Origin of the sequence: Spirillospora sp. NPDC049024 (assembly GCF_040649235.1) — a bacterium.
Taxonomy (GTDB): Bacteria; Actinomycetota; Actinomycetes; order Streptosporangiales; family Streptosporangiaceae; genus Spirillospora.
In genome coordinates, this window is sequence record NZ_JBEZFD010000016.1 from 68,981 (window position 1) to 85,554 (window position 16,574).

17 protein-coding genes are annotated in these 16,574 nt (G+C 72.1%); 6 read left to right on the forward strand and 11 right to left on the reverse strand.

Annotated elements, in window-relative coordinates; all coding sequences use genetic code 11:
- Positions 1-90 precede the first annotated feature (90 nt).
- Both AB0C21_RS27610 and AB0C21_RS27615 read right to left on the reverse strand, forming a co-directional pair.
- A complete protein-coding gene (locus AB0C21_RS27610; protein WP_500208052.1) occupies positions 91-879 on the reverse strand; it encodes an alpha/beta fold hydrolase in 789 nt (262 codons plus the stop codon).
- A 30-nt stretch (positions 880-909) separates the two neighbouring features.
- On the reverse strand, positions 910-1,047 hold the full coding sequence (locus AB0C21_RS27615; RefSeq protein ID WP_500208054.1) for a hypothetical protein: 138 nt from the start codon (positions 1,045-1,047) through the stop codon (positions 910-912).
- A gap of 109 nt (positions 1,048-1,156) precedes the next feature.
- Here AB0C21_RS27615 and AB0C21_RS27620 point away from each other — a divergent pair, with 109 nt between their 5' ends.
- Positions 1,157-2,119, forward strand: a complete 963-nt coding sequence (locus AB0C21_RS27620; RefSeq protein ID WP_500208056.1) for a LysR family transcriptional regulator — start codon at positions 1,157-1,159, stop codon at positions 2,117-2,119.
- 214 nt (positions 2,120-2,333) lie between these two features.
- Positions 2,334-3,008: a GntR family transcriptional regulator gene (locus AB0C21_RS27625; protein WP_500208058.1), complete on the forward strand. Its 675-nt coding sequence runs from the start codon at positions 2,334-2,336 to the stop codon at positions 3,006-3,008.
- Between the two features lie 117 nt (positions 3,009-3,125).
- On the opposite strand, the gene AB0C21_RS27630 is transcribed toward AB0C21_RS27625, so the two are convergent.
- From AB0C21_RS27630 to AB0C21_RS27640, 3 genes are read right to left on the reverse strand one after another with little or no spacing between them, the layout of a single operon-like run.
- Positions 3,126-4,211: a 4-oxalomesaconate tautomerase gene (locus tag AB0C21_RS27630; protein ID WP_500208060.1), complete on the reverse strand. Its 1,086-nt coding sequence runs from the start codon at positions 4,209-4,211 to the stop codon at positions 3,126-3,128.
- Positions 4,208-4,942 (reverse strand): 4-carboxy-4-hydroxy-2-oxoadipate aldolase/oxaloacetate decarboxylase, encoded by a 735-nt coding sequence (locus AB0C21_RS27635; protein ID WP_500208061.1) that lies wholly within the window; start codon positions 4,940-4,942, stop codon positions 4,208-4,210. Before AB0C21_RS27635 ends, AB0C21_RS27630 begins: the two co-directional genes overlap by 4 nt.
- 28 nt (positions 4,943-4,970) lie before the next feature.
- Positions 4,971-5,717, reverse strand: a complete 747-nt coding sequence (locus tag AB0C21_RS27640) for a PIG-L deacetylase family protein (RefSeq protein WP_500208063.1) — start codon at positions 5,715-5,717, stop codon at positions 4,971-4,973.
- 454 nt (positions 5,718-6,171) lie between these two features.
- On the opposite strand from AB0C21_RS27640, the gene AB0C21_RS27645 reads away from it, so the two are divergent.
- The 4 genes from AB0C21_RS27645 (at position 6,172) to AB0C21_RS27660 (ending at position 10,371) form a co-directional block, all read left to right on the forward strand.
- Positions 6,172-6,624 (forward strand): cupin domain-containing protein, encoded by a 453-nt coding sequence (locus tag AB0C21_RS27645; RefSeq protein ID WP_500208065.1) that lies wholly within the window; start codon positions 6,172-6,174, stop codon positions 6,622-6,624.
- Positions 6,625-6,629: 5 nt separating this feature from the next.
- Positions 6,630-8,027: a tetratricopeptide repeat protein gene (locus tag AB0C21_RS27650; RefSeq protein ID WP_500208067.1), complete on the forward strand. Its 1,398-nt coding sequence runs from the start codon at positions 6,630-6,632 to the stop codon at positions 8,025-8,027.
- A 41-nt stretch (positions 8,028-8,068) separates the two neighbouring features.
- Positions 8,069-8,866, forward strand: coding sequence for an endonuclease/exonuclease/phosphatase family protein (locus AB0C21_RS27655; RefSeq protein WP_500208069.1), 798 nt, complete (start codon positions 8,069-8,071; stop codon positions 8,864-8,866).
- Between the two features lie 209 nt (positions 8,867-9,075).
- On the forward strand, positions 9,076-10,371 hold the full coding sequence (locus AB0C21_RS27660) for an MFS transporter (RefSeq protein WP_500208070.1): 1,296 nt from the start codon (positions 9,076-9,078) through the stop codon (positions 10,369-10,371).
- A 23-nt stretch (positions 10,372-10,394) separates the two neighbouring features.
- On the opposite strand, the gene AB0C21_RS27665 is transcribed toward AB0C21_RS27660, so the two are convergent.
- From AB0C21_RS27665 to AB0C21_RS27690, 6 genes are all read right to left on the reverse strand, one after another.
- Positions 10,395-11,390: an RNA polymerase subunit sigma-70 gene (locus AB0C21_RS27665; RefSeq protein ID WP_500208072.1), complete on the reverse strand. Its 996-nt coding sequence runs from the start codon at positions 11,388-11,390 to the stop codon at positions 10,395-10,397.
- Between the two features lie 123 nt (positions 11,391-11,513).
- Positions 11,514-11,855, reverse strand: a complete 342-nt coding sequence (locus AB0C21_RS27670; protein WP_500208073.1) for an EthD family reductase — start codon at positions 11,853-11,855, stop codon at positions 11,514-11,516.
- Between the two features lie 65 nt (positions 11,856-11,920).
- On the reverse strand, positions 11,921-12,913 hold the full coding sequence (locus AB0C21_RS27675; protein WP_500208075.1) for a zinc-binding dehydrogenase: 993 nt from the start codon (positions 12,911-12,913) through the stop codon (positions 11,921-11,923).
- A 353-nt stretch (positions 12,914-13,266) separates the two neighbouring features.
- The gene (locus AB0C21_RS27680) at positions 13,267-14,403 is read right to left on the reverse strand and encodes a TolB family protein (protein WP_500208077.1); all 1,137 of its coding nucleotides are present in this window, start codon (positions 14,401-14,403) and stop codon (positions 13,267-13,269) included.
- Positions 14,400-14,867: an RNA polymerase sigma factor gene (locus AB0C21_RS27685; RefSeq protein ID WP_500208079.1), complete on the reverse strand. Its 468-nt coding sequence runs from the start codon at positions 14,865-14,867 to the stop codon at positions 14,400-14,402. Before AB0C21_RS27685 ends, AB0C21_RS27680 begins: the two co-directional genes overlap by 4 nt.
- Before the next feature lie 62 nt (positions 14,868-14,929).
- Positions 14,930-16,381 (reverse strand): glycosyltransferase family 39 protein, encoded by a 1,452-nt coding sequence (locus AB0C21_RS27690; RefSeq protein WP_500208080.1) that lies wholly within the window; start codon positions 16,379-16,381, stop codon positions 14,930-14,932.
- Positions 16,382-16,574: the final 193 nt, after the last annotated feature.

The window sequence follows — 16,574 nt, forward strand, 5'->3', positions numbered from 1 at the left end:
TGACGTACGACGAACTGGCCGACCCCATCGGCCGTCCGCGATCGCCCGATCGGCCGGCTCCCCGCACAGACGTGCCGACCCTGTGGGCGGTTACGGCTTGGGCGTGGTGGTGAGGAAGTCGAGGACGAGAGGGCTCGCGTGGGTGCGGAACTCTTCGAAGTAGGCGTGCCGGGCGCCGGATATCAGGTGCAGTCGGGCGCCGGGGATGCGGGCGGCGAGCAGGGGTGCGTTGGCGGCGGGGTTGAGCAGGTCGTCGGTGCCGTGGACGACCAGGGTGGGGGCGCTGATGTCCGGCAGGAGGTCCCAGGCGTTGTGCTGGTTGCTGGCCACGAGGTGGCGGCGCCGGGCGTAGGGAGGCATGCGGGGGTCGCCGAGGGTGTGGTGCGGGCCGGGGTGGGAGGCGAGCCATCGCGGGGTGTACATCAGCTCCAGCAGGGCCTGCCGCGCGGCTTCGGGCCGAGGTTGCGCCAGGGCTCGGCGGACGTCGTTGCCGCGTTCGACGCTGTGCGGGCCGCCGGGTGAGGTGCAGCCGAGCACCAGGGCGGCTACCCGGTGGGGGTGGCGGGCCGCGAGCTGCTGGGCCACCCGTCCGCCCATGGACGTGCCGTAGACGTCGGCCCGGTCGATGCCGAGTTCGTCGAGGACGGCGATGACGTCCTGAGCGAGCAGTTCGGCGCTGTAGGGCATGTCGGGCTTGTCGCTGTCGCCGGTGCCGCGGTAGTCGAGCGTGAGGGTGCTGCGAGCGGAATGGAAGTCGGCGCGAACCGCATCCCACCAGTGGTGGTCGTTGGCCTGGCCCGCCAACAGGACCAGCGGCGCCCCCAGGCCCTGGAACTGGTAGGCGATGCGCGTTCCGTCCGGTGCCACGGCGTACGTCATGCGGCTTCCTCCCTCCCGTGCCGTCGGCCCTCAGAGGCCTGCCGCCACCGCGGTGCCCAGCTCCAGCAGGACGACGCCGGTGGTCACGCTGAGGCCCCGCAGGACGGCCGGCTGCGACACCAGGGCGCGCAAGGTGGTGACGACGAAGACGGGCACATGCGTGGGCATGGGAATGAACCTTTTCCGGGGATTGCAGCCGATGGGTGCACCACCAGGCTTCCCGCCTCGCATCCCCTAAGAGAAGTTAAAAGTGATGGTTCAGCGTTAGCATTAATGAATGCTTGTCGATCCGGGGCAGCTGCGGCTTCTCGCGCTGATCGAGCGGCACGGCTCCCTGGCGGCGGCGGCTCACGCACTTCGCCTCACGCCCGCGGCGGTCACCCAGCAGGTGGCCAAGGCCGAGCGCGACTGGCAGGTGCCCTTGGTCATCCGGGGTCCTCGCGGAGCGACGCTCACCGCGGCCGGCGCGCTGCTCGCCTCCCACGGCCGAACCGTGGAGGAGGCATCGGACAGGGCCGAGGCGGAACTGGCCGCACTGCTCGGCCACCTCTCGCTCCGCCTGCGGATCGGGACGTTCCAGGCGGCCGCCCTGCACCTGCTGCCACCGGCCCTGACGGCTCTGCGGCACCGCCATCCGGACGCCGACGTCTCCGTCATCGACGTGGTGTCCGGACGGGGAGCGGACGAGATCAGCGCGGGGCGCTTGGACGTCGCCGTCGTCGCGTCCTGGGGCACGCCGCTCGTGCCGCCCCCGCACCTGCGGGCCCACCCGCTCCTGTCGGACCCGATGGTCGTGGTCCTCCCCGACGACCATCCACTGGCCACCGGGCAGCCCGCGGACACCGAGCTCCACCTGGAACAACTGCGCGGCGAATCGTGGGTGTCCATCCTGGCGGGCCATGCCGCCCGCGAACAGTTCCACGACGCCGCCCGCGAGGCGGGCTTCACTCCCGCCGTGCGCTTCGAGACCGAGTCCTACGACGTCGCCCAAGCACTCGTCGGCACGGGCATCGCGGTGGCCCTGGTCTCGCGCCTGGCCCTGACGCATGCGCCTGGCACCACCCCTCGCGAACTGGCCCACCCCAGGCCCTACCGCCAGCTCTACGCAGTGACCAGAGCCGACGCCAGCCTCACACCACTCGCGGACATGCTCATCGACCTCCTCCGTGATGTCGCCCGTGACATCACGGCCACCTGGGACGCTCCCCTGCAAGAACAACGCTCACCGCGCGGAGCCTGAGAGGCCCGGTTCTCACCGTCCGGCCCGGAGCGGCCAACTCGCCCCGATCGATTGTGGACGCCGCACTGCGCGGAACCGTCCTCGCGCACCCCGATGGCTTGCGGGCCGCGGTGCGGAGTTCCGACCGCCCGATCCCGATGGAATGGCGCTAATATTGTTGCCCATATAGTCGCCCGTCGAGATCCGGCGGGCAGCCGGAGGGAGAGTCCCCTTGGTGTCCCCAGGCAGCGGTCCGGCCGGTGACGACCAGAGTCCGGCGGACCGTCTGCGCGCGCTGATCCTCGCCGGCGAGATGGCCCCCGGGCAGCGGCTCGTGGAAAGCGACCTCGCCGAACTGCTCCAGGTGAAGCGTTCGGCCGTGCGCGCGGCGCTCGTGGAGCTCACCGCCGAGAGGCTCGTCGAGCGGATCAGGAACCGCGGCGCCCGGGTCCGCGTGGTCACCGTCGCCGAGGCGATCGCGATGTACGAGTGCCGCATGGTGCTGGAGGGCCTGTGCGCGCGCAAGGCCGCGGAGAACATCACCGAGGACGGCGCCGCGCGGTTGCGCGCGATCGGCGCGAGCATGGAGGCGGCCGTCCGGAACGGCGATCCGCTCCAGTACTCGCAGCTGAACGAGCGGCTGCACACCCAGATCCGGGAGATCGCGGCCCAGCCGGTCGCGAAGGAGATGCTCGAAGGGATGCACGCGCAACTGGTCCGGCACCGCTTCCGGCTGGCCCTGCGCCCCGGGCGGTCCGGGCAGTCCCTGCCCCAGCACCTGGAGATCATCGCGGCGGTCGCCGCCGGGGACGCCGACGCCGCCGAGACGGCCATGCGCGACCACGTCCTCGACGTGATCAGGGCCCTCGGCGAGAGCGACGAGCCGGCGCTGGGGCAGTTCGGCGGCTGAGCGAGGCCGCGGAAGGGCTTGAACGGAACCCGCTCGTCGGCAACTGACTGTGCGCGCACGATCTCGACCAAGCCCTTCCGCAATCGGACCTCCGCACACGGGAGACGGCGTGGATCCTCAGCCGCGGGGGAACGTCGTCCCGTCGAACAGCTTGCGCGCGGTCCGCACGACGCCGCTGCGCCGCACCGCGGGCGGATCGGTGCTCGGGTCGACGTCCACCTCGATCACCAGGTGCCCCGTGGGGTGTTCGACGTCCACCCGGGTGCCGCCGGCCGGCCAGGACGCGGTGAGGTCGTGGCCGACGGCGCCGGGGAGGCGCACCGCGGTCACGGCGGAGATGGCGCCCAGCACGCCGATCGCGGTGTGCGGACTGACGGGGATGAAGGTCCGGGTGGCGAGCATGCCGCCGTCCCTCGGCTCGGCCACGAGCGTGGTCTTCGGTATGGACGACGCGGTGACGTCCCCCAGCCCCATCAGCGCACCGGCCCGGATCCGCAACCGGTCGACGCGTTCCAGCAGCCGCTGGTCGGCGGCCAGTTCGCCGTGGGACTCGTGGCCGCTCAGGCCGAACGACGCGGCCGCGGCGACGACCACCGGCATGCCGTTGTCGACGCAGGTGACGGGTGTCCCGTCGATCACGTCCCGCACGCTGCCGGTGGGGAGCAGCCGCCCGGTCGCCGACCCGACGGTGTCGGCGAACTCCAGCACCACCGGCGCCGCCGTCCCCGGGACGCCGGCGATCGCGGTGCCTCCGGAGTACCGCACGGCGCCCCCCGGGGTGGGGAACCGCGTGCGGGCCACGCTGCCGGAGTTGACCATGCGGACGCGCACCACGGTCTCCGGGTCGCCGGCGGGGACGAGCCCCCGCTCCACCGCGAACTGGCCCACCCCCGCCAGGAGGTTGCCGCAGTTCTGGCGGTCGCTGACCACGGCCTCGTCCACGCCGACCTGGAGGAAGAGGTAGTCGACGTCGGCGCCGGGGCGGGCGGAGCGCGAGACGACCGCGACCTTGCTGGTCAGGGAGGTCGCCCCGCCCAGCCCGTCGATCTGCCGGGCATCGGGCGTCCCCATGACGCGCAGCAGCAGATCGTCCCGTTCCGCGGGGTCGGCGGGAAGGTCATCGGCGAGGAAGTACGCGCCCTTGGAGGTGCCTCCGCGCAGGAGCATGCAGCGCACACCGCCGTCCGCCGTTCCCGCCGTCACGGGGTGGCCCCCGTCCCGCCTTCCTCGGCCGCGCGCTCAGCCTCGTACTCCTGAGCGGTGAGGTAGCGCACGCCGAGCCGGTCGAGCGTGGCCCGCAACCCGTACCGGTCCAGGCCGAGTTCGCCCTTCCGGAAGGCGGCGCGTGTGGCCTCCTCCTTCTCCGCGCGGGCCCGGGACCTCGTCAGAGCCAGGTCGACCAACGCCCGGGGGACGCACACCACTCCGTCGTCGTCCGCCAGGACGGCGTCGCCCGCGCAGATCCGCTGCCCGCCGACGACGACGGGTGTGTTGACGGATCCGGCGGTGGCCTTGACGGTCCCCTGGGCGCTCACCGCGGCGGACCACACGGGGAAGCCGAGACGGTGCAGGTCGGCGACGTCGCGGACACCGGTCGTGGTGACCAGCCCGCGCACCCCCCGCTCCATCAGCGCGGTGGCGAACAGCTCGCCGAACAGACCGTCCGTGCAAGGCGAGGTCGTCGTGACGACCAGGACGTCGCCGGGGCGGCACTGCTCGACCGCCGCGTGGATCATGAGGTTGTCGCCGGGCCAGCACAGCGCGGTCACGGCCGTCCCGCCGATGCGCGAGCCGAGGTGCACCGGCCGGATGCCCGGCCCGGTGTAGCCGCGGCGGCCGAGCGCCTCGTGGACGGTGGCCACGCCGTACGCGGCGAGCGCGTCGACCCGGTCCAGCGGGGCGCGCGGCGGGTCGGTGACGATCACCTTGTCCATCAGGACCCCTCCCGAATCCGGCCGCCGCTCATGCCAGCACTCCCGTGACCTGCGGGTAGAGCCGCGTGTAGGCCTCACCCATCGTGGCGTGCGGGAGGCCGAGGTTCGGCCCCGCGTTCCGCTTCAACTGCACGCCGCGCCGCCGGGCCAGATCGGTGTAGTAGTCCCACATGTGCTGCTGGGCGGGCAGGCATTCCATCGCGGTGCGCTTGCGCTCGAACGTGGACGTGATGTCGAGCAGGACGTCGGGATGGAAATCGCACATCTCCGGCTGGTGCGGTTCGAAGCAGAACACCGGCGGCGCACCGAGCGGCTCCCCCGGTGCGTCGTATCCGATCGCCTGAGCCAGCACGCGCGCCTGCAGGGCCATGCGTGCGGCGGCCGGGTGGTCGCCGTTGTAGGGGTCGGCGAGGGTGTGGGTCAGGACGACGCTCGGGGCAACGTCGCGGTAGATGCGGACGAGGCGGTCGACGAGTTCGGGGGTCTCCCGCAAGGGGTAGTCGCCGGCGTCCAGGAAGACGACCTCCGCCCCGAGGGCCCGTGCCGCGTTCTCGGCCTCGGCCCGGCGGATCTCCTTGATCTCCGCCAGCCCCTTGCCCTCGCGCCAGGCGCGGGCGGACTCACCGCGCTCGCCGTAGCTCAGGCAGACCACGGTGGCCCTCTCGCCCCGCTCGGCGGCCAGCGCGATCGCGCCGCCCGCGCGCCAGACGAAGTCGCCGGCGTGGGCGCTGACGACCAGGAGCGATGCCGAACTCTCCGGTGGACGTGTGGACATGCTCTACCTCATCTCTGGGTGGCCGCTCCCCCTCGCCGATCCGGCAGGACGCTACGGAGGGTGCGGCGGAGGCGCCTCGGGAAGGCGGGCCGCCCTCAGCATGTGAGGCGCCCACCAGATTGTCAACAATCCAGTTCGCAAAATTGTCCGCAGAAAGGTCGACGGCATGATCGAGCGGCTGGTCCGGGTCGCCGACACCGTCCTGCCCGAAGTCAACGAGCTGGTGCGGGCCACGACCTGAGGCCGCCGCCTCCGACCTCGGTTCGCCACCCCGGCCCGGCGAAGCCCTGCCGGCCGACAGGGCTTCGCCGGGACGCGAACGCGATGAGGGGGTGCATCGGTGTCGGCGAGGGCTTGTTGCCCGCATGGACGATCACGTGCAAGGCTGAATCGTCCTCGCAAGGAACGTTCCGCCTGCCCATCTCCAGCGGAACGGCCGACAGAAGGAACACCGGTGACCGATCACGCACGGGGGACGGCCGCCTGGCATGGGCGCATCGAGCATGTCCGCGGATCCGGCCTGGACCCCGACACCGCGCAGACCCCGGGAATGCGAAGGTACGAGGCGATCTCGGGCAGGAGCGTGGGCTCCGAACGGCTCTGGATGGGCCGCACCCACGTCGCGCCCGCGACCAGTTCGGGCGACCATCACCACGGCGAGGCCGAAACGGCGATCTACGTCGTCTCCGGCCGCCCGGTCTTCGTCTTCGCCGAGGGCGCCGAGGAGGTCCGCGTCGAGACCCGGCCGGGCGACTACATCTTCGTCCCGCCCTATGTCCCGCACCGCGAGGAGAACCCGTCCCCCGACGAGGAGGCGGTCGTGGTCATCGCACGCAGCACGCAGGAGGGGATCGTGGTCAACCTTCCCAGCCTGTGGGCGGACGTCGAGCGTCCGACGGACTCCTGACGACCATGAAGACCGACGAGCACGGGCTGGCCATCGGGACGGGCAGCCGCGCCGCACTCGAACACTACGACAACGCCGTCCATGAACTGCTGCACTTCCGTCCAGAGGTGGACGCCGAGGCAAAGCGGGCGCTCGAAGCGGATCCCGACTTCCCCCTGGGCAACGTCCTGTCGGTGTACCTCGGACTGCTGAGCACCGAGCCCGACAACGCGCAGGCCGCGGCGGAACGGTTCCAGCGCTTCCGGTCGCGCGTGGACGGCTCCGGGCTGCTTACCCGGGAACGCGCGCACGTCGCGGCGCTCGAGCGCCTGGTGAAGGGCGACTTCCTCGGCTGCGGCCGGCTGCTCGGCCAGATCAGCGAGGAGTACCCGCGGGACGTCCTGGCGCTGTTCCTCGGCCATCAGATCGACTACTTCACCGGAGACGCCCGGGCACTGCGCGACCGGGTCGGCGGTGCGCTGACGGCGTGGAGCGAGGCCGACCGGCACTTCGGTCACCTGCTCGGCATGTACGCCTTCGGGTTGGAGGAGGCGGGCCACTACGACCGGTCAGAGGAGGTCGGCCTGCGCGCGGTCGAACTCCACCCCAAGGACGTGTGGGGCATCCACGCGGTCGTCCACACCTACGAGATGCAGGGCCGGTTCCGGCGAGGAATCGGCTACATGGACGAACGTCTGGCCGACTGGTCGACCGGCACGTTCTTCAACGTGCACGCGTGGTGGCACTACGCGCTCTACGCACTGGAGGCGGGGGACGCGGCCCGGGCCCTGGAGATCTACGACGCCGTGCTCCACGGCCCGGAGTCGACGGGCACCGCGATGGAGCTGCTGGACGCCGCCGCCCTGCTCTGGCGGCTGCTCCTCGAAGGCGATGACCAGACCGCGAGGTGGAACGCCCTGGCCGACGGATGGGCGCCCAAAGCCCGGGAACCGTTCTACGCGTTCAACGACATGCACGCGGTGATGTCCTTCGTCGGCGCCGGCCGCTTCGGCGACGCCGACCGGCTGATCGCCGACCGCGAGTCCTACCTGGCCGCTCCCCTGCCCGATGTCACCAACCAGGCGATGACCGCACGCGTCGGCCTCCCGGCCTGCCGCGCCCTGGTGGCCTTCGGCCGCGGCGACTACGCCGCCGCCGTCGACCTCCTCGCCCCCGTCAGGCACCGCGTCAACGAATTCGGCGGCAGCCACGCGCAACGCGACGCGCTGCAGAAGACCCTGCTGGAGGCCGCCCTCCGGTCCGGCCGCCTCGATCTGGCCCGCGTCCTGGTCAGCGAGCGGATCAGCATACGGCCCGCCAGCCCGTTCAACTGGCTCAAGCACGCCGCCGTGGCCGAGGCCCTCGGCGACGCGGCCACCGCGGCCACCGCCCGATCGCACGCGACGAAGCTCCGCCGGGCCTAGGACGGCCATCGCCCTGCCCCGCGGGGCTAGGTTCGTGTCCCGTGCGGATCATCTCTCTCAACGCCTGGGGCGGCGCGATGTTCGACGACCTCAGCCGCTGGCTCGCCACCAACGACACCGACGTCCTCTGCCTCCAGGAGGCGACCCACACCCCGACCGCCAACGGCTGGACGCGCTTCGACGACGCCGAAAGGTCACTGCCACAGCGGGCGGATCTCCTCTCCGACGTCCGTTCGCTGTTTCCCGGGCACCACGCGGTCTTCACCCCCAGCGACGCCGGCCCCGTCCAGGATCAGGCCGGCGACCTGCATCAGCAGGAGTTCGGACTGATGGCCCTCACGGCCCCCGCCTATCCCCTCGTCGGCATCCGAACGGCCTTCGTGCACGGCGACTACGTCGAGTACCGGAGCCACTGGCCAACCGGTGACCGCCCCCGCGCCGCCCAGGCACTGCGTGTCTTCGACCGCCGGGCCCAGCGGTTCGTCACCATCGCCCACCTGCACGGCCTGCGGGATCCGAACGGGAAGGCCGACACTCCCGCCCGGAGAGCACAGGCCGACCGACTCGCCGACCTCATCACCGGCATCCGCCAAGATGGCGACCTGACCGTGGTCTGCGGCGACCTGAACCTGCTGCCCGGCAGCGAGACGTTCCAGATCCTCGCCAAGCTCGGCCTGGTCGACCTCGTCAAGGACGCCGACACGAGAACGTCGCGCTACCCCAAGCCGCTACGCCACGCGAGCTACATGCTGATCTCCGACCCCGGCGCCGTCCGGCGGTTCGAGATCATCGCCCGGCCTGAGGTGTCCGACCACCGCGCACTGATGCTCGACCTCTAGGCATTCGGACAGTACCGGGGCGTTTGTTTCCCCGGTACTCGGCGAACTCCAGCCACCGCTACGGGAGGCGTAGCGTAAGGAGTTGCGTAGCAGAGACGCACGATGCCGGTCAGCACCAGCGCCTGCGGCCACAAGTGCGCGACCGCGTGGTTGGCTCCGCCAACAGTCCCTACCTTGTGTCCCTCTTGTATGCCCGGTAGGAGAAGCCCATGGCCGGCGATAACGCTCGCGAACACACCGGTGATGCTTCGGGGGCCGGCGCCGAGCGGGCGGCTTCCGGACGGGCTGCGGCGTTGTCGCCGTGGCGGTTCGTCGTGGTCTTCGGTGTGGTCAGCCTCCTGGCGGACGCCGTCTACGAGGGGGCCCGATCGATCACCGGTCCCTATCTGGGATCGCTCGGCGCGGGCGCCGTCCTGGTGGGAGTGGTGACGGGCGCCGGCGAGGCGGCGGGCCTGGTTCTCCGGCTGGTGAGCGGCCCGGCGGCGGAGTGGTCGGGCCGGTACTGGGCCTGGACGATCGCCGGGTACGGCCTGACGGTCGTGGCGGTGCCGGCGCTGGCGCTCCCGGTCGGGCTCGCCGGGGCATGCGTGCTCGTGGTGGCCGAACGGGTGGGCAAGGCCACACGCAGCCCGGCCAAGGACACGCTGCTCTCCCACGCCGGAAGCCCGATGGGACGCGGGACGGCGTTCGCCGTGCACGAAGCGCTGGACCAGACGGGCGCGTTCGCGGGTCCGCTGCTGGTCGCGGCGGCGGTCGCCTGGCACGGGTACAGCCTGGGCTTCGCGATCCTGGCGGTCCCCGGCATCGCGGTCATGATCGTTCTCCTCTGGCTGGCCCACCGCGTCCCCGACCCGCGGGTCTACGAGGACGGCGCCGAGCGGACACCCGCCGAGACTCCGGCGCTGGGATCCGCGGCGGTGCGCGGCCGTGCTCCGCTGGCGGGGCTGGGCCGGGTCTTCTGGCGCTACGCGGTGTTCTCCGCCGTGACGATGGCGGGGTTCGCCACGTTCGGGCTGATCGGGTTCCACTTGGTGGAGGCGGACCTGCTGAGGCCACAGGCGGTGCCTCTGGTGTACGCCGGGGCGATGGCGGTCGACGCGGTGGCGGCGCTGGCGACGGGCCGGCTGTTCGACCGGTGGGGTCTGCGCGTCCTGGTGACGCTGCCGGTGCTGGCCGGCGCCGGCACCGCACTGGCGTTCGCCGGCTCGCTGTTCCCGGTGCTGGCGGGCGCGGCGCTGTGGGGCGCGGCGATGGGCGTACAGGAGTCGACGATGCGGGCGGCGGTCGCCGACCTCGTCCCGGCCGCACGCCGCCCGACGGCCTACGGCGCCTTCGCCGCGGTCTACGGAACCGCCTGGCTCGTCGGCGGAGCAGCCCTCGGCGCCCTCTACGGCCACGCCCACGCCGCCCTGGTACCGGTCGTCCTGAGCGTGCAGGCCGTAGCGCTGGCCGCCCTGTGGTGGGTCGACTCAGCAGCCGCCCCCAACACCAGAACCACCGCCTGACCGGCACCGCCGTGGTCAGTTGGTCAGGGTGCGAGGACGTCTGGGAAGCCGAACGTCGTGACCAGTGCGGGATCGTGGAACTTGACCACGCTCGAGACGCCGGTGGCGGTAGGGGCCAGGAGCACTACGCCGTCGGCTCGGAGCGCGCCGTCGGCATCGCGGTGGTATACGACGGCGGCGGGTTGGCCGTTGGCCACAGTGGCGAGCATCCGCCAGTCGCCCGGTGCGCCCAGCACGTACGCGTCGAGCATGCGGATGCACATCGCCTTTCCCGACTGCCAGTCGCGGAATGGCGTCGCCTCCAGCGTGGCGTCCGCGCGCAGCACCTGTTCCATCAGGCCGGCATCGGAGCGCTCGAAGGCCGCGATGTAGCCGTCGAGCAGCGCGCGTGCCCTTTGGTCGGTCGGTTCGAGCAGTCGCTCGGGGTCCGGCTCCAGTTCGTCCAGCCGGGCACGGGCGCGCTGCAGGCCGCTCTTGACCGCCGCCGTGGTGGTGTCGAGGATCTCCGCGGTCTCGGCCGCCGAGAACGCCAGCACTTCGCGCAGGATGAGGATCGCGCGCTGGCGGGCGGGCAGGTGCTGCAGGCTCGCGATGAGCGCCAGCCGCACCGACTCGCGTTCGACCATCACCGCGGCGGGATCGTCGGCGGGCGGGGCGATCCATGCGTCCGGCAGCGGTTCCAGCCACGAGACCTCGCCCGGCGCAAGAGGGTTCGGCGGGTGATCGGGGCGGTCGTCCGGGCCGGCCAGCCCCGAGGGCAGCACCCGGATCGGGCGCGGCTTCAACGCCGTCAGGCAGACGTTGGTGGCGATCTTGTAGAGCCAGGACCGGATCGACGCCCGGCCTTCGAAACCCGAGTAGGACCGCCACGCCCGCAGGTAGCTCTCCTGCACCAGGTCCTCGGCATCGTGCGCCGAGCCGACCATGCGGTAGCAGTGCGCCAGCAGCTCGCGGCGGAACCGCTCGGTCTCGGCGGTGAACCGGTCTCGATTCGGTGCCGCCCGCAGATCCGATGTCACGCCGCGAGCCTAGCCACGTGGCACTTCGGGCGCGGTCCGCGTGCCGGCGCAGCCGACGACGCCCGGCCCGCGTCGGCCGCTGCCGATGACGCGGGCGCCCTTCCGCAGAGGCGGCGTCCGCGATCAGACCTCATCGAGCTGCAGGATCATGCCCCGGAAGGCGGCGTAGGGGGCCAGGTTCGTTGCGGCGTCCTCGGCGGTGCGCCGCCCGATCTCGGAGCCGAGCGCGGCCTCCAGCGCGGCCATGTCGTCCCAGTCGAGCATCACGACCATGTAGCAGGGTTCGCCGATGACGGCCGCGGGGTCATGACTGCGCGTGAAGCGACGCAGGCCCGGATACCGTTTCGCCAACGGGATGTGGACGTCTCTGTAGTGCCGTTCGAACACGTCGATGTCGGAGGGGGTGTCATACATCACGACGAATCGCGCCGTCTGCTCAGAGGCCGGTTCCACGGCTGCGGTCATCTGTTTCAACTCCTGTCATGGAAGCCTCCGGTGTGCGACGGCACCAGCGCGGCATTAGGGGTTTCTCAGGGCAGCAGGGCCAGTTTGCCGACGGTGGCGCGGGCTTCCAGTTCCGTCAGCGCTTTCGGGCCGTCGGCCAGGTCATAGGCGGTGGGCTGGCCGGGGGCGAGGACGCCGGCCGCGATCAGCGCGGACAGCTCCCCCATCAGCTCGCCGAAGATCTGCGGTGCGGCCTGGATCAGCACGCCGATGTTCAGGCCGATGATCTGGACCTGGTGCTTGTACACCAGTTCCCAGTTGGTGATCGGCGCTTCGCCGCCTGCCGTGCCGTAGACGATGACCTTCCCGGTGACCCGCTTGGCCGTGGCCAGGCCGGCGGCGAAGGCGGCGCCGCCGGCAGACTCCAGAACCACATCGACGCCGGAACCGCCGGTCAGCTCCATCACCTCGGCGGTGAGGTCGCCGCCGAGGGAGTCCAGGACGTGGTCGGCTCCCAGCGCCAGCACCGTCTCGTGCTTGCCGGGCGAGGCGGTGGCGATGACCGTCGCACCGTAGTGCTTGGCCAGCCGCACCGCGGCCTGGCCGGTCCCGCCCGCCGCGGCCTGGATCAGCACGACCTGCCCCGGAGAGATCCCGCCAAGAGGCTTGAGCGCCGCCAGCGCGGTGGGCCAGTTCACGACCAGACCCAGCGCCTGCTGCTCCGTCCAGCCCGTCGGCACCGGCACCGCACCGGCCGCGGGCAGGACCATGAACTCGGCGAAGGCGCCGGTTCCGACACCGACGACCCGGGCCCCCGGTTGCGGGCCGGTCACCGCCCCGCCCACCGCGACGACCTCGCCGGCCGCCTCGAAACCCGCCAGGTACGGCGGCCGCGGACCGCCTGCGAACGTGCCGTGCGCCTTCGAGACGTCGGCGAAGTTGACCCCGGCCGCGGTGACGCGGATCAGGACCTCATCCCGGCCGGGGCGCGGCACCGGCGCATCGGTGATCAGGCGCATGTCCTGCGGGCCGTTGAGGGAGATCTGCTGCAGCGCGCGCATGGTCGCGGGGACGCTCATCGGCGATCGGCCTTTCCTTCTCGGCTTACATGAGAGAGACCGACCCAGCCGTCGCGCCTCCTACCTTGTAGACCGCACCCGCCACGAAAAGGAATCGGCCACTCCCGAACCGGTCGGTTCGTCAGGCCTTGGCGCGTTCGGCGGGCATGCCGGGGCCGATCACGGCTACGACGTGTGCTCCAACGCCTGGGCCGGCCCGGCCACCCACGACACGACCGAGGCGAACAAGACTCAACGCCTCCGTCCAGATCCCAGCGCTCCGCGCCGACCGCCGACACCTCGCCTGCCGACCTTCCCCCAACCCGGCATCGATACCCCGACCAGCCGAGCCCGCGCCCCCTGAGCATGGGGGCCTACCAGGCGATCAGGCCCAGGTCTGTGCGGTGCATGTCGGGGAGGCGGCGGAAGCGGCCGTCGTCCATGCGGAAGACGGCCCGGTCGTGGCGCGAGCTGACGAGGAGGTGCCTGCCGGTCCCGTCGAGGGCGGTCCGGAAGTCCACCGGTGCCGCGGGCGCGATCTGCCCGGCCGTCATGCGGGCGAGCTCGCGGACGGGCGCCTTGCGGGACCCGTCCCCGAGGAGGGGCAGCTCCACGATCGCGACGGACCTGAATTTCCCGTCGTCGATGTCGGTGTTCTGCTTGATCGCCGTGACGGTACGCCCGTCCGGGGACGGCCGGAAGGAGGACAGGTCGTCGGTGCTCCTCAGGACGGCGCGGGCGTGGGCGAGGTCGGTGCCCGTCGTGCGGGTGTCGAGCTCACGCAGGACGATGCCGGTGTACACCGCCTGGGGGTCCTCCGGAGCGTCGGTGACGAAGAAGAGGGTGCGGCCGTCCGTCGCCCATGACGGGAACTGCACGTACTCCGGAGAGCCGCCGCTCGGTGACGGCAGACGCCATCCCCGGCGGGCACCGGACGAGGATTCGACGACCGCAATGTCGTCGCCGCGGCAACCGGTGAAGTTGTTGAAGACGATCGCGAGGCGGCCGCCGTCCGCCGTGGCGGCCATCTCGGCCACCCTGGTGTCGAACCCGCCGGGCAGGGTCGTCCTGCGCGCCACGGTCCCGTCGCGGCGCAGGGTCACCTTGTCGATGCGGGTGCGGCAGGGGCCGGACTCGTCGGCGAGGAAGGCGGTGCGCCGGTCGGCCGAGACGGCGAGCGCGGCGTAGTGCCCGGCACGGGGCTTGATGTCGTCGATCATGCGTCCGGTCCAGGAGTCGAAGACCCCGACGCCGCCCTTCCGGTGGGTCGCAAGGAAGTACGGGGGGCCTTCGTGCTCGCCGAGCGCCTCCGGGCCGCGCAGGACGCCGCGGAAGGCGACGGTCACGACCGCGACCATGATCACGGTGAAGGCGGCGGCGACCGGCACGATCCACCGTCCCGCCGGCCGGCGGCGGCGGGCGGCGGGCAGGACCAGGGGCGGCAGCGACTCGCGCGTCACCTCGCGCGTCTCGGCGGCGGCGGCGTCCTTCAGCAGCCGTTCGACGTTCACAGGGTCTCTCCCAGCATGCGCTCAAGGGCGGTCCGCCCGCGGGACGTGTTGGACCGGACGGTGCCCCGGCTCACCCGCATGACCTGCGCGGTCTCCTCCTCGGACAGTTCGAGGACGAACCGGAGCACCAGCGTCTCCCGCTGCCGGTGCGGGAGGCGGCGCAGCGCGTCGAGGATCTCCCTGCCCTGCTCCCGGCCCAGGACCCGGCTCTCCGCCGACGCGACGGGCGGGTCCTGGGCGCCGAGAAGGCGGCGGCCCCGGCGGCGCAGCACCGACCGGCAGTTGTTGAGCACCGACGACCTCAGGTAGGTCAGGGCCTTGTCGGGGTCCTTCAGCCGGCCCCACCGCTGGTACAGGCCTAGGAAGGAGTCCTGGACGACGTCCTCGGCCGTCGGCCTGTCGCCGACCATCACCAGGGCCAGCCTGACGAGGTCCAGCGCGTGCGCTTCGTACAACTGCGTCACCGCTCTCTCGGGGGAATGCACCATCAGGTCCGGGGGGCCGTCCTGGCGGAATTTGAGGAGGCTCACGGGGAAGAGACGCGTCCGGGGCGCTGATGTTGCACGGGCGGCCCGACTTTTTCGGGGCGGGCCGTCTCCCGCTGGAACAGCGACAGCGTGATGCCGCGGACGCGCCACACACCGGCCTGCTGGAAGTGCCGCTGGAGGACGTCGACCTTCGCGCGGTCCCGCGGGACGAGCGACGGCACGCGCCAGGGCCCCTCCAGCAGCCAGACCCGGGTCGTCGCGGCGCCGGTCAGCCGACGGCCGATCTCGGCCGGTTCGAACTCGGTGCCGCCGAAGTTGCCCGCCTGGGCGGGGGTCCGCCGCAGTGCGATGTCGCGCAACCCGCGGAACTCGTCCGGGTACGCCTCGGCGACCGAACGCCGGTCCGCCGTGAGGAAGAGGATCGCGTCGCCCGGCCGGGCCTCCCGCTCGACGATCGCCGCGGCCCCGCGGAGGTCGTCCCACCAGTTCTCCGGACGGCGCTGCTCGACGTGCAGCGGTGCCAGCAGGACGGCCATCGCGACGAGCGGCGCGATCCACGTCCGGCGGGGCAGCCGGGCGAGTCCCGCGGCGGCGAGCAGCGCCATGGCGGGGAGGCTGCCGATCACGTAGCGGTTCGTGTAGAAGGGATGGAACTGGGAGACCAGGAGCAGCACCGTCGCGGGCAGCAGCAGCCACGGCAGGGCCAGGGCCTGCAGGCCGATCGGACCGCGGCGCGGCGCCGTGACCAGGCCCACCGCCATCGCCGCGCCGAGAAGGTACGCCGCGATCGGGGGGCCGGTGAACGCCTCGGCCAGGTAGAGCGCGTCGCGCCATCCCGGACGCGTCAGCCAGTCCAGGGCGTTGCGCTGGGTCACGGCCAGCGCGATCAGCGGGCTCACCGCGACGACCGCTCCCGCCGCGGCGGCGGACCACCTGCGCAGCATCGGCCTGGTGCGGCGCGCCAGCAGCAGGGTCGCCAGGTGGGCGGGCACGACGAGCAGGGCGAACAGATGGACCAGCCCCAGCAGGGCGATGCCCGCGCCGTACGCGGCGTACCGGCGCCGGGAGCCACGTTCCGCCAGATCCACGAACATGACGGTCAGCCACACGGTGAGCGCCGCGACAAGGGAGTAGGACCGGGCCTCGTGCGCGTAGTGGCTGGCGAACGGAGCGCCGGCGCAGAGCAGGCCGGCGACCAGCCCGACGGGCCCGGACACGATCCTGCGGCCGAGGACGGTGACGCCCGCCGCCGTGGCCGCGAACGCCGCGATCGAGGGGATCCGCAGCGCGAACTCGCCGGCCCCGAACACCTGCACGACGCAGTGCATGAGCAGGTAGTAGGCGGCATGGACGGCGTCGATGTGCCAGGCGCACCACAGGATGTCGGGGGTCGAGCGGCGGGCGATCTCGGAGGTGATCGCCTCGTCACGCCACAACGGCAACCGTCCAGCGCCCCAGAGGCCCATCGCCAGCGCCAGCAGGGCGGGCACCGAGGGAAGGATCCAGGCCCTCCGATGCCCTCCCCCCGCCTCCCCTCGCCGACCTGCGTCTTCGGCGGGCGGGCCGGGACGCTCGGCCGTGGCCGGGCGTTCCCCGAGCAGAAGATCCAGTTTTGAGTCCACGCCAAGAGACGCAGGGAGCGCCGCGATGTTGCATCCCCCGGCACCTGTTTTCGATCAGTCG

Excerpts from the sequence above, each read along its gene's own strand:
- AB0C21_RS27610 (WP_500208052.1), bottom strand. The coding sequence starts at position 879 with ATGACGTACGCCGTGGCACCGGACGGAACGCGCATCGCCTACCAGTTC.
- AB0C21_RS27615 (WP_500208054.1), bottom strand. The coding sequence starts at position 1,047 with ATGCCCACGCATGTGCCCGTCTTCGTCGTCACCACCTTGCGCGCCCTG.
- AB0C21_RS27620 (WP_500208056.1), top strand. The coding sequence starts at position 1,157 with ATGCTTGTCGATCCGGGGCAGCTGCGGCTTCTCGCGCTGATCGAGCGG.
- AB0C21_RS27635 (WP_500208061.1), bottom strand. The coding sequence starts at position 4,942 with ATGGACAAGGTGATCGTCACCGACCCGCCGCGCGCCCCGCTGGACCGG.
- AB0C21_RS27640 (WP_500208063.1), bottom strand. The coding sequence starts at position 5,717 with ATGTCCACACGTCCACCGGAGAGTTCGGCATCGCTCCTGGTCGTCAGC.
- AB0C21_RS27650 (WP_500208067.1), top strand. The coding sequence starts at position 6,630 with ATGAAGACCGACGAGCACGGGCTGGCCATCGGGACGGGCAGCCGCGCC.
- AB0C21_RS27660 (WP_500208070.1), top strand. The coding sequence starts at position 9,076 with ATGGCCGGCGATAACGCTCGCGAACACACCGGTGATGCTTCGGGGGCC.
- AB0C21_RS27670 (WP_500208073.1), bottom strand. The coding sequence starts at position 11,855 with ATGACCGCAGCCGTGGAACCGGCCTCTGAGCAGACGGCGCGATTCGTC.
- AB0C21_RS27675 (WP_500208075.1), bottom strand. The coding sequence starts at position 12,913 with ATGAGCGTCCCCGCGACCATGCGCGCGCTGCAGCAGATCTCCCTCAAC.